This is a genomic window from Flavobacterium sp. I3-2 (genome assembly GCF_013389595.1).
In the GTDB taxonomy this organism is placed as follows: domain Bacteria; phylum Bacteroidota; class Bacteroidia; order Flavobacteriales; family Flavobacteriaceae; genus Flavobacterium.
The window spans coordinates 952,421-964,570 of the sequence record NZ_CP058306.1; the positions used below are offsets into that span (position 1 = coordinate 952,421).

The window sequence follows — 12,150 nt, forward strand, 5'->3', positions numbered from 1 at the left end:
AGTTAATAAAAATTTTACAGCTTCTTATTTTTTATATCTGAAAGTGGTTTTACATTAATTATGTTTGTTCCTGTTGAGCGAACTTCTTCTGAAATGTCTAATTCAAAAGCATGACGAGTATGAGAATACCCAGTTATCGATTCAATTTCAAGATTCAATTCGTACGAATCTAAAATTAATTCACCTTCTTTCAAAGGAACTAAAACTACTTCACGTAAAATAACATAACGATATGTTTCTCCTTTATATTCTTTTACTTGAAAATCTTTTACTTTTTCATTAATGGAATCAATTAAAAAGTTTTTATACTCAGGAAGAGACTCTTTTAATACATTAATTCCAAAATTTTCACTTACATACAGTTTGTAAATCACTGAAATTGGTTCGTTTACAAACGGATTGGTATTAGAAATTTCACGCTCTAAAAAAACTTCTTCTTCCATTTTCTTCAAATGTTGACTTGTACTATTTCCGTAATGATCTTTCTTTTCTACAGCATTTCCAACTTTTACATATACAACATTTGATTTATAAACGATTCCTTCGAATTCAAATGTTGCGACATCAATTTGTAGGTTTCCTTTTTTTTCTGGAGCTAAATAATAAGAATAAATTTTGTTATATGAAGTTCGGCCGTCAATCCACGATAGACTTTCGGACTGCGTAGGACCACGAACAACTTTGAAGTTTTCAAATTTGGGTGGGTTAAAATTATCTCCTTCTTGGTTCACGGTAAACCTAACCTCGATACGTTCATTAATTCCTATACTATCTCTACCTACTTCAGACACAAAAGTTACCTGACTCCATGTAATTGTTGAAAAAAGCAGTACTAAAGCACAACAAATATTTGTTATAAATCTCATGATTTACCAATCTTTAGTATTATTTACTTTAACAGGTTTACCTTCACGTTCACGACCTTGAACTCGTTCTCTGACTTTTTGTTCTTGGTTGTTCAAAGCATTCAACATATTTTCCATTTGTTGTTTGCTTTGATCTTGTTTTTGTTGCTGCGGATCTTGTTTTCCTTGATCTTTTTTATCGTCTTTCGGCTCATCACCTTTGTCGTCTTTCTTATCGTCGCCTTTATCTTTTGGATCGTTTTTGTCTTGATCTTTTTTGTCGTCTTTCTTATCCTGATCCTTATTGTCTTTGTTATCTTTATTATCTTTATTATCCTTATTATCGTTGTTATCTTGATTCGGATTATCTTTTTGCATTTGTTTAGCTAAAGCAAAATTATATCTCGTTTCTTCATCATTTGGATTATTTCTCAAAGCATTTTTATAAGCTTCAACGGCAGCACCATAATTTTTTTGCTTCATAAAAGCATTTCCTAAATTATGATAAATACGATGTTTTTCGTCTTTTGTTTTAGCTGATTTTAAAGCTTGTTGATAGGAACCAACTGATTCATTGGTTTGATATTGACGGTAAATCGCATTTCCTTTGTCGTAAGCAGCAAAAGTACTTTTATCGTCTTGCGAAAAAGCTGAACGATACAAAGCCTCTGCTTGTGCATAATTACGTGTATTGTATTGTTTATTTCCTTGAACGATTTGCGTTGTTGGCTTTTGTGCAAACATTTGTACGGAAACAAAACTAAGAAGTATTAAAAAGATGTTTTTCATTTCCTAAAATTATTTTTCGTTAAAAATGTTTCGTTTTGCTAACCAAGAAGTTTTTCTCTCTAAGACAAATAAATCTAAAATCAATAATAAAAGTGCCAATCCAATAAACCATTGGAATTGAGATTGAAAGTCGGCTATTTGTTGCGATTCAAAATCTGTTTTTTCAATGTTTTGAAGTGATTCGTTAACTAAATCAACCACTTCTTTTGTGCTACTTCCGTAGATAAATCTTCCGCCAGTTGCTTTAGCGATTTCTTCTAAAGTACTTTTATCTAATTTGGTAATTACGGTATTTCCTTCGCTATCTTGTTTGTAACCTGTAATTTTACCGTTTACTTTTAAAGGAATTTGACCTCCGTTTTCGGTTCCAACTCCGATGGTGATGATTTTAATTCCTTTGGCTTTTGCAATTTCAACTGCTTCTGAAATTCCTTCACCGTGGTCTTCACCATCCGAAATTAAAATCATTAATTTACTTGTGTTCGGGTCGTCAAAATATTCGCTTCCAACTTGAATAGCATCGCTTAAAGCTGTTCCCATCGATGAAACCATATCGGTATTCATATCCTGAAGATACATTTTAGCCATGTTGTAATCTGTAGTTATTGGCAACATCGGGAAAGCTGTTCCGGCATAACCCACAATTCCGATTCGGTCTGAACCTAAATTATTAATAATCTGTGAAACCAATTGTTTTGTTTTGGCTAAACGCGATGGAGCAATATCTTCTGCCAGCATACTTTTAGAAACGTCAATCGCAAAAACAATATCAATTCCTTGGCGTTTTACGGTTTCTAATTTGGTTCCAATTTTCGGATTAACAATTCCAATTACTAAGAAAAAAACAGTTGCCAATGCAAGAACTGCTTTTACAATTCCTTTTGAAGTTGATGCATCCGGAGCCAACTTTTTTAGGAAATCTCCCGAACCAAATTCAGCAATCTTTTTCTTTTTCCAAAGTGTATTCCATAGAAATATTGCTGCTAAAACGGGTAGTAGTAGCAATAAATAAAAATACTTTGCATTATCGAATTCCCACATATTTTATATAAATCCTTTGAAAATTGTACGTCTTAAAATCAATTCAATAACCAATAATAATAAAGCGAATAAAGCTAACGAACGAAATAACTCATTACGCTGAACGAATTTTTGTTCGTCTATTTTGGTTTTTTCTAACTGATTGATTTCATCATAAATTTGTTTTAATGATTGGTTGTCAGTTGCTCTAAAATATTTTCCGCCAGTTGTTTTGGCAATCGATTTCATTAAAGCTTCGTCAATTTCAACCTTCATTTTCTGATATTGAATTTTACCATCAGGAGTAATCGCATACGGATAATCGGCCATTCCGTTGGTGCCAATTCCAATCGTATAAACTTTGATTTTATACTCTTTAGCAATCTCGGCTGCCATCATTGGGTCAACCAAACCGGTATTATTAACTCCATCGGTAAGTAGAATCGCAACTCTACTTTTAGCTGGACTGTCTTTTAAACGATTCACAGCTGTTGCTAATCCAACACCAATTGCCGTTCCGTCTTGAATGATTTGGTCGTACTTAACATCGCGCAAAGCATTCAATAAAACATTTTTATCACTTGTTACGGGAGCTTTTGTATAAGCTTCGGCAGCATAAACCACTAAACCTAAACGGTCGTCTGTACGTTCTTTAACGAAATCGCCAGCAACAACCTTCAAAGCTTCTAAGCGGTTTGGTTTTAAATCTTTGGCAAGCATCGAACCAGAAACGTCCATAGCCATAACCATATCAACTCCGTTTGTTGACTTCGTTTTTGTGCTTGTGTCAACTGTTTGTGGTCGTGCTAAAGCTACAATCAAGGCTGAAATTGCAAGTAATCTTAAAGCAAAAAGTACAGGTTGCAATTTGGCTAATAAGGTTTTCTTACCTTGAAATCCTTTGATTGAACTTATTTTTAAAGCTACGTTCTGTTTGTTTTTATTCTTAATCCATAGAAAAGCTAAAACTGGTAATAACAGAAATAACCAAAAAAATATCGGATGTAAAAAAGTTATATTACTCATTGTTTACGCTTAGTTGTATCGATTCAATTACTCTACGAGCGATTTTAGTTCCGTATTCATCGCCAATTTGACTTAGAATAGTTACTTCTTGAACTCCGTTTGATTGTATAAAAAGATACGTTTCAAACTGAAGATTTTGCTCTTTATTAGTTACTGGATTTACAATAGAAAAAGTTCCTACACCACGAACACCATTGATTCCTTCTTGATTGAAAGATTCTTGTTCTGACTTGATGTTCTTTGCTCCCATTGATTTTTCTAATAACTGTAATTTACCTTTTAATAAATCTTCTGGTGTAGCACTTTCATCAGTTTTCATTGCAGTTGTATTTACTGTAATGGTCAAATCTGTTTTTAGATTTGCATAAACGAAAGTAGCTGTATTGGACTGTAATTCCTCTGTTTTCTTTGTTGTTTCTTTAACACGAGTTAAAACTTCTGGAGTCGACAATTTGATTCCCGGAAGTCCGTAATCACTAGTTACCCATTGTTCTTTTTCGTATAACGATTTATTGGTTTGGAACCAATTGATTTGCATGCCTTCCATTACCGAATTGTATAAATAAACACTTCCGGTAACTAAAATTAAAAAGGCAGAAACCGCAATTGGAATCCAAGTTCTCACTTGTTTACGTTTCTTAAAACGTTGCTCTCTTAACTTTACACGTAACGATTGTTCTTCTGCAAAACGAGGTAAAGCTTTATCGATAGAAAGCGAAATTGTTTCAGTTACTTTTCTATCGGTTTCGATTTCGCTCATCTGAGGGTCAGCTTTAGCGAACTTTACCAAATCGGCATTTTGTAGCAAACGTTTTAAATCGTTTACAATCTCTTTACTTAACTTGATTTTTTTGTCTTTGATGGTTTTCTGAAGATGTAAAATCAACTCAGCAGTTGTAGATTCTTTTGCCGGAATATCAAAAACTTCTTCGATGTAATCTCTTGTAATATCTGTCATTTCAGAATAATACGTTTTTACATCGCCATTCATAATCAAACGCTTTCCGTCTAAAAGTTGTAATTGTTTCGTGATTTTTTCAAGTGGTGTTTTGAATAAATCATCTTCAGTTAAATTCTTTTCTTGACGTTTTTTGATGATGTAATAAGTCAAAAATCCAAATCCAAGACAAAGAACCAAAGCGATGATATAATACACTAATTTTGAAGTGTCTGTTGAACTTCCTAAATTGGTTTTAATATCATACATTGGTTGTTTTAAAGTATCAACCTGAACATTGGTTACTTCGACATCAAAAATATCGGTTTGATAATTTTTTCCATTAATCAAAACAGAAAGTCTTGGAACGGCGTATTTTCCTGAATCGAACTGAGTTAACGTATATTTTTTAATCAACTCCATTTTACGGTCGTTCAAAACCGTATCAATCGGAGTCGCTTCTAAAACCTCAAAAGCACCAATCATTTTTTGTTCCGGAAAAACAACTTTATCATTCTCGTTGGCGTTAGCTTTAATCGTTAAATTAAATGCCGAACCAATTTTGATTTGAGTTGAATCTACTTGCGATGTCACAGGATTCTGTGCAAACATCTGAAAGTTTAATCCGAATATAATTAATAAAAAAATGTGTTTCAAATTCATTTTATCTTGCTTTAAAATAAGCTAATAATTTTTTCACGTAACTTTCGTTAACGCTTGAATTAATTGTTCCGGCACCCGATTTGGTGAATATATTTTTAAAATATTTTTCCATTTCATCAAAATGTTTGGCATAATCTAGACGCACATTTTTGTCGTTGGTGTTCACCAAAATTTCTTCGCCTGTTTCGGCATCTTGCATTAAAACCAATCCAACATTTGGCATTTCTTTTTCGCGTTCGTCGTAAATTCTAATTCCGGTAATGTCGTGACGTTTGGCAACGATTTTTAAGGTTTTCTCGTAATCTTGCGATTGAAAATCAGAAATCATAAAAACGATTGCTTTCTTTTTCATTACTTTAGAAAGATATTCCAAAGCTTGAGAAATATTGGTTTTGTCGCTTTTTGGTTCGAATTGAATCAGTTCGCGAATGATTCTCAAAACGTGCGATTTTCCTTTTTTTGGCGGAATGAATAATTCAATCTGATCCGAAAATAAAATCAATCCTATTTTATCGTTGTTTGTAGTTGCCGAAAAAGCTAAGGTTGCCGCAATTTCTGTAACGATGTCGTTTTTAAATTGTGCGCTTGAACCAAAGTTTTGCGAACCACTAATATCCACCATCAACATTAAAGTCAATTCGCGTTCTTCTTCAAAAACTTTGATATAAGGCTCGTTGTATCTAGCTGTTACGTTCCAATCGATTGCTCGAATGTCATCGCCATACTGATATTGTCTAACTTCGGCAAAAGACATTCCTTTTCCTTTAAACGACGTGTGGTATTCGCCAGAGAAAATATGATCGCTTAATCGACGGGTTTTAATCTCGATTTTTCGAACTTTCTGTAAAATATCTTTTGTTTCCATTTAAATAAATTAAAGTTGTAAAAAGCGCTACTTGCTTAAACGAAATTAAACAAGCAGCATTCAAAGTTTACTTTTTAATATAATTATGGAACTTGGATTTCGTTTACGATTTTGTTGATGATATCAACAGAAGTTACGTTTTCTGCTTCTGCTTCGTAAGTAACTCCAATTCTGTGGCGTAATACATCGATTACAACTGCACGAACATCTTCTGGAATTACATAACCTCTACGTTTAATGAAAGCGTAACATTTAGCAGCTAAAGCCAAATTGATACTTCCACGAGGCGAAGCTCCGTAACTGATGAAAGGTTTTAAGCTATCTAATTTAAATTGTTCTGGGTAACGAGTTGCGAAAATAATATCTAAGATATATTTCTCGATTTTCTCGTCCATATAAACTTCTTTGACAGCTTCTTGTGCTCTTAAAATTTGTTCCATAGAAACAACTGGGTTAATAGTTGCTCCACTTCCACTTAAATTTTGACGCATTACCAAACGTTCTTCTTCTAATTTTGGGTAATCAATTACTGTTTTCAACATAAAACGGTCCATTTGAGCTTCTGGTAACGGATATGTTCCTTCTTGTTCAACTGGGTTTTGCGTTGCCATTACTAAAAATGGTTTTTGTAATTTATGTGTAGTTTCTCCAATTGTTACTTGCTTCTCTTGCATCGCTTCTAACAAAGCAGATTGTACTTTTGCTGGCGCACGATTGATCTCATCGGCAAGTACGAAGTTTGCGAAAATTGGACCTTTTTTAATTTTAAAATCGTTTTCTTTAACGTTATAAATCATGGTTCCAACCACATCGGCTGGTAATAAATCTGGAGTAAACTGAATACGACTAAAAGAACCGTGAACTGCTTTTGACAAAGTATTAATTGCTAATGTTTTTGCCAATCCAGGCACTCCTTCTAACAAAATATGACCTTGACCTAATAATCCGATTAATAAACGATCAATCATGTGACGTTGCCCAACGATTGTTTTGTTCATTTCGTTGACTAATAGATCGATAAAAGCACTTTCTCTTTCAATTTTTTCGTTGATTGATCTAATGTCTGTTGTTATTGTTGTTGCTTCCATATATGTTTAAAAATCTCTTTTTATTAAATTACAATGCAAATAGATTAATTTTTTTTGTTTTTTGTTGTTAACAATCGGTTAAAATAAAACCAAATGAATAATTTTAAGTGATTATTGTGAATTAATTTTTATAATTTTAAGACTTAAAATCAAAACATGATAAATAAACGCCTACTTATTAAGAATTTACTAGCTCATTTTGATGAGAACAGTTTTTTTGATAAAAAAAGGCAGCTAAATTTACACACAAAAGAAGGTAAAGCAAAATTTTTAAAACATATTTGTGCTTTGTCTAATTCTAACCCGAATAACAACTCGTATATCGTTGTAGGTGTTGAAGATACAGATAATGAAATCGTAGGTGATGACTTTTATGATGACAGTAATATTCAGCATTTGGTTAATGCTTTTTTAATGCATCCGCCTAAAATTGCTTACGAAAACGTCAGATTTCCTCATTTAAGTTCTAATAAAGTAGTAGGTTTGGTTACTATTTTTCCGAAACAAGAAATTAGTTACTTTAAAAATAAAATCTACATCATTGAAAAGTTTGCAGCTTTTTCTAGAATCGGTAGCAACACCGTTCCACATTACGAAAAACAATTGTTTGATAATAAAGTCTTAGTTGAATCAATCGAAAATAATTCAAGAAACGATTTAAAACAAACCATTACCGATGTATTAGATTTTATTAATGTTACACATGTAAACCGACATCCAAAATACGAGGTTTTTAAAGAATATTTTGTGCTTTGTTGGGCAGGAAATGTAAAATGGATTCGTGGAAAACGCTTTCTTTCTCGAGTTGATATTTTTTTGGTAAACGAACATTTGAATTTGTTTTATTCTGAACTTGATGAAGTTACTATCGAATACAATGAAAACGAATTTGTAATAACCGAATATATCAAGTTAGGATTAAAAGAAGCAACTTCATATTATCCGTTTAGTAAGCAAACCATTACATTTTTCGATAACGTTACTTACAAAATTGAATCTGAATTAATTTTTGAACTTCCGCCTTATAATCGAAAATTGTTGCATCATATTTACAACTCAAATTTAGTTTTGATTCGGAAGTTAAAGAATAAAGAATCGTTAACTTTTTCTGAAGAACGCGATTTAGATTATTTATCACATTCGATGATGATTTGTTATTTAAATGGATTTTCAGAAGCGAAAAACGACTTGATTAATTGCAAAGATTATTTAAAGAATTCACAAAATCCGAACCTTTTTATTTCATTTAAAGAAGTTATGCGTATCTTACGCAAGTTGAAATATGAAACAAATAAAAATGAATAACACTTTTGTAATCGGAGACATTCATGGCGGTTTAAAAGCTTTGCAACAAGTTTTAGAACGTGCGAATATTACCCAAAACGACAAATTGATTTTTCTTGGCGATTATGTTGATGGTTGGAGCGATACGGCAAATCTTTTAGATTTTTTGATTGACTTAAATAAAAAACAAGATTGCATTTTTTTAATGGGCAATCATGAAGAAATGGTTTTGAAATGGCTAAAAGGCGAAGAAGATAATGAATTGTGGCGTTTTCATGGTGGACAATCAACAGTTGATATTTACGAGAATATTTCCGACGAAAAAAAGCAACTTCATATTGCATTTTTATCAAACTTAAAAGAATATTATTTAGACGATAACAATCGATTGTTTATTCATGCTGGATTTACGAATCTTAAAGGTGTTGATTTTGAATTTTTCAGACCACTATTTTGGTGGGATCGTACATTGTGGGAAACTGCAATGGCTTTAGGTAAAGATATTTTGGAAGATGATATTCGTTATCCGTCAAGATTTAAATTGTATTCCGAAATTTTTATCGGTCACACACCTGTTACTCGATTTAATGAATCCGAACCTATGCATTTTGCAAACATTTGGAATGTTGATACCGGAGCAGCTTTTAAGGGAAAACTAACCTTGATGAATATAGAAACAAAACAATTTTGGCAAAGCGATTCACTTCCTGATTTGTATCCGAATGAAAAAGGCAGAAATATTTAACTAAATAAAATATTTCTATATTTGCGTCATTAAAAATAAAATAATTATGAAAAAAATAGCTGTTATTGCATGCGTTTTAGGAAGTGTTTTTTCTTCTCAAGCACAAAAATTGAATGAAGTTAAATGGAATGTTTTAAATACTATAGTAAATACATCTGTTGAACTTGGTTACGAACATTTTATTGACACAGACCAATCAGTTGGAGTCGATTTATTTATAAACGATCGTTTTTCTTACTTTGGTCAAAATAAAAAAGAAGGAAAATACAAACAGTTTAACACAAACAGTGTGGCTGTGAATTACAATTTTTACTTTGGAGGTAAAGATGGCGAACATGCTTCTGGTATTTATGCGTCACCTTTTTTAAAATATCGTTTTGGAAATTACAAGCACGACGAAAAAATTGGAGGAATTAATCAACGTGTAGAAACAGACATGAATTCGTTTATATTAGGAGTTGGTGTTGGTTATAAATTGGTTAAAAATGATTCGTTCACCGTTTCTCCTTTTATTAACATCGCAAGAGATTTCAGCAAAGAAGTTGTAGATGAATTTAGTGGAGTAGAAATTAATGCTGGTATTAATATCGGTTACCGTTTTTAATTTAAAATGTAAAAAACAAGAATTTTGGTCAGATTTGAATCTGACCATTTTTTTACACTTCTTTTAAATTATCATTTAATTTATCAGCTTGTTCATCAACCGCTTCTAAAGTCATTTGATACCACTCCTCCATCATTGGATAAACAAGCTTTGAGAAATCTTCAATCGGTTGATAAAAAAACGATTTATTCAATGTTTCATCTGAAACTAAATAATTATTAAAATTAATTTTTTGAAATAAATTCAAAACAACACTAATAATTAAAATCATTTTTAAAGCAAGAAAAACAGCACCAGCCAAACGATTCAAACCACCCAAAGCAACTGTTTTTAAAATTTTAGTCAATGCTTTCCCAAGCAATTGAACACCAATCAAAACCAACACAAAAGTAAAAACAAAAGCGCAAATAGTAATGACATTCGGATTCCACTGTGTTTTTTCAAAAATCCAATCTTTAAATAAAAAAGAAAATTTAAGCGAAATAAAAATTCCCGCAATTAACGAAACTAAAGAAATCAAAGCTAAAATCAAACCTTCTTTAAAACCTTTATATAAAGCATATCCGATTAAACACGCAATGATAATATCAACAACCAACATAAATTCAAAATATCAGTAAAGATATAAATCCGAATCCGTTATATTACAACTTTTGATATTATCTTTGCCATTATTTTAAAGAACATGGCAAGAGACGAAAAACTTAAAGAACGTTGGGAAGATTTGGTTTTAAAACTTTCCAATCAATTTGCCGATGGAGATAAATTAGATTTAGAAGAAATTATATATTTAATTGGTGTTCAAGAATTAGGACAATTCAAACGCAAATTTAAAAAAGACGACAAAGTAAATTTAATGCACATCGCCATTTGCAGATTACTTTCTCCTTACGGATATTATCAATTTACACATTATGATGAAGACGGTTGGCCACATTACGATGTTTTAGAAGAGCTTCCGCCTTTAAAAGCTGGAGAACAATCCGTGTTGATGAAAGAAGCAATTGTTGGGTATTTTTTAGAAAACCAATACATTAATTAATTTTAATTAAAAATTGCAATTGTGATTTTTAGTCTAAAACAAAAATAGTAACTTTGTTACAACTACTTCGAACAGCAAGATGATAGATAAAATTAAAGAGTTAATTGGTGAAGCGCAAGCATTTACAACCGATAACAAAGAAACATTAGACGCATTTAGAATTAAATTTATTTCTAAAAAAGGTTTAGTTAACGAAATATTCGCCGAATTTAAGAATGTACCAAACGACCAGAAAAAAGATTTTGGTCAAGCGATTAACACCTTAAAAAATACGGTTGAAGAAAAAATAAAAAGTATTCAAGATGCTTTAGAAGCAAAAGAAGAGTCTAATGGGCTTTTTGGCGATTTAACTCGACCAGGAACTCCTATTAATTTAGGTTCTCGTCACCCAATTTCTTTGGTTAAAAATCAAGTAATTGATATTTTTTCGAACATTGGCTTTAACGTTTCTGAAGGTCCAGAAATCGAAGACGATTGGCATAACTTCGAAGCATTGAATTTCCCAGCACATCACCCAGCTCGTGATATGCAAGATACGTTTTTTGTGCAAATGAATCCAGATCAACTGTTGCGTACACACACATCGTCTGTACAAACACGTTATATGGAAAATAACAAACCACCAATTCGTACCATTTCTCCGGGACGCGTTTTCCGTAACGAAGCTATTTCATCACGTTCGCATTGTATTTTTCATCAAGTAGAAGGTTTATACATCGACAAGAACGTTTCGTTTGCAGATTTAAAACAAACCTTAATGTACTTTACTAAAGAAATGTTTGGTAAATCAAAAATTCGTTTACGTCCATCGTATTTTCCATTTACTGAACCAAGTGCAGAACTTGATGTGTATTGGGGATTAAAAACCGAAACGGATTACCGAATCACAAAAGGCACAGGTTGGTTAGAAATTATGGGTTGCGGAATGGTGGATCCAAATGTTCTAAAAGCAGTTAATATCGATTCTAATGAATATTCTGGTTTTGCTTTCGGAATGGGAATTGAGCGTATGGCAATGCTTTTATATCAATTAGGTGATATACGTATGTATTTTGAAAACGACGTTCGTTTCTTAGAACAATTCAAAGCGAATTTCTAAAACAATAATAATTTGAAATCCTCAGTTTTTTAGACTGAGGATTTTTTTTTATTAAAATAAACGTTAACCAAAATCTGTAATAAAAAATCTGTAAAAAATACACTAATTTTACGATTTTGGAGTTATAATTATTTATGAGAGTT

13 protein-coding genes are annotated in these 12,150 nt (G+C 32.0%); 5 read left to right on the plus strand and 8 right to left on the minus strand.

Going from position 1 to position 12,150, the window contains the following annotated elements:
- Positions 1 to 14 precede the first annotated feature (14 nt).
- The 7 genes from HW119_RS04565 to HW119_RS04595 all read right to left on the minus strand — a co-directional run bounded on the left by HW119_RS04565 (position 15) and on the right by HW119_RS04595 (position 7,233).
- On the minus strand, positions 15 to 866 hold the full coding sequence (locus HW119_RS04565; protein ID WP_177761594.1) for a BatD family protein: 852 nt from the start codon (positions 864 to 866) through the stop codon (positions 15 to 17).
- A gap of 3 nt (positions 867 to 869) precedes the next feature.
- On the minus strand, positions 870 to 1,634 hold the full coding sequence (locus HW119_RS04570) for a tetratricopeptide repeat protein (protein ID WP_177761596.1): 765 nt from the start codon (positions 1,632 to 1,634) through the stop codon (positions 870 to 872).
- Between the two features lie 9 nt (positions 1,635 to 1,643).
- A complete protein-coding gene (locus HW119_RS04575; RefSeq protein ID WP_177761598.1) occupies positions 1,644 to 2,675 on the minus strand; it encodes a vWA domain-containing protein in 1,032 nt (343 codons plus the stop codon).
- Positions 2,676 to 2,678: 3 nt separating this feature from the next.
- Entirely contained in the window at positions 2,679 to 3,680 is a 1,002-nt protein-coding gene (locus HW119_RS04580; protein ID WP_177761600.1) for a vWA domain-containing protein, read from the minus strand.
- On the minus strand, positions 3,673 to 5,280 hold the full coding sequence (locus HW119_RS04585; protein ID WP_177761602.1) for a BatD family protein: 1,608 nt from the start codon (positions 5,278 to 5,280) through the stop codon (positions 3,673 to 3,675). The genes HW119_RS04580 and HW119_RS04585 overlap by 8 nt, the downstream gene beginning before the upstream one ends.
- A gap of 1 nt (position 5,281) precedes the next feature.
- Positions 5,282 to 6,145 carry a DUF58 domain-containing protein gene (locus HW119_RS04590; protein ID WP_177761604.1) on the minus strand — a complete coding sequence of 288 codons (864 nt, stop codon included), beginning with the start codon at positions 6,143 to 6,145 and terminating at the stop codon, positions 5,282 to 5,284.
- A gap of 83 nt (positions 6,146 to 6,228) precedes the next feature.
- Complete coding sequence (locus HW119_RS04595; protein ID WP_177761607.1) at positions 6,229 to 7,233, minus strand: AAA family ATPase; 1,005 nt, start codon at positions 7,231 to 7,233, stop codon at positions 6,229 to 6,231.
- A 156-nt stretch (positions 7,234 to 7,389) separates the two neighbouring features.
- Between HW119_RS04595 and HW119_RS04600 the strand changes: the two genes are divergently transcribed.
- Genes HW119_RS04600 through HW119_RS04610 form a run of 3 tightly spaced genes read left to right on the plus strand, consistent with a single transcriptional unit; the run spans position 7,390 to position 9,866 of the window.
- Entirely contained in the window at positions 7,390 to 8,538 is a 1,149-nt protein-coding gene (locus HW119_RS04600) for a DUF5929 domain-containing protein (RefSeq protein ID WP_177761609.1), read from the plus strand.
- Positions 8,516 to 9,262, plus strand: coding sequence for a metallophosphoesterase family protein (locus tag HW119_RS04605; RefSeq protein WP_255498001.1), 747 nt, complete (start codon positions 8,516 to 8,518; stop codon positions 9,260 to 9,262). Before HW119_RS04600 ends, HW119_RS04605 begins: the two co-directional genes overlap by 23 nt.
- Positions 9,263 to 9,308: 46 nt before the next feature.
- The gene (locus tag HW119_RS04610; protein WP_177761611.1) at positions 9,309 to 9,866 is read left to right on the plus strand and encodes a DUF3575 domain-containing protein; all 558 of its coding nucleotides are present in this window, start codon (positions 9,309 to 9,311) and stop codon (positions 9,864 to 9,866) included.
- A 52-nt stretch (positions 9,867 to 9,918) separates the two neighbouring features.
- On the opposite strand, the gene HW119_RS04615 is transcribed toward HW119_RS04610, so the two are convergent.
- Positions 9,919 to 10,467, minus strand: a complete 549-nt coding sequence (locus tag HW119_RS04615) for a CvpA family protein (RefSeq protein ID WP_177761613.1) — start codon at positions 10,465 to 10,467, stop codon at positions 9,919 to 9,921.
- Positions 10,468 to 10,551: 84 nt separating this feature from the next.
- On the opposite strand from HW119_RS04615, the gene HW119_RS04620 reads away from it, so the two are divergent.
- Both HW119_RS04620 and pheS read left to right on the plus strand, forming a co-directional pair.
- Positions 10,552 to 10,908, plus strand: a complete 357-nt coding sequence (locus HW119_RS04620; protein WP_177761615.1) for a hypothetical protein — start codon at positions 10,552 to 10,554, stop codon at positions 10,906 to 10,908.
- Positions 10,909 to 10,987: 79 nt separating this feature from the next.
- A complete protein-coding gene (gene pheS, locus HW119_RS04625) occupies positions 10,988 to 12,007 on the plus strand; it encodes a phenylalanine--tRNA ligase subunit alpha (protein ID WP_177761617.1) in 1,020 nt (339 codons plus the stop codon).
- Positions 12,008 to 12,150 lie beyond the last annotated feature (143 nt).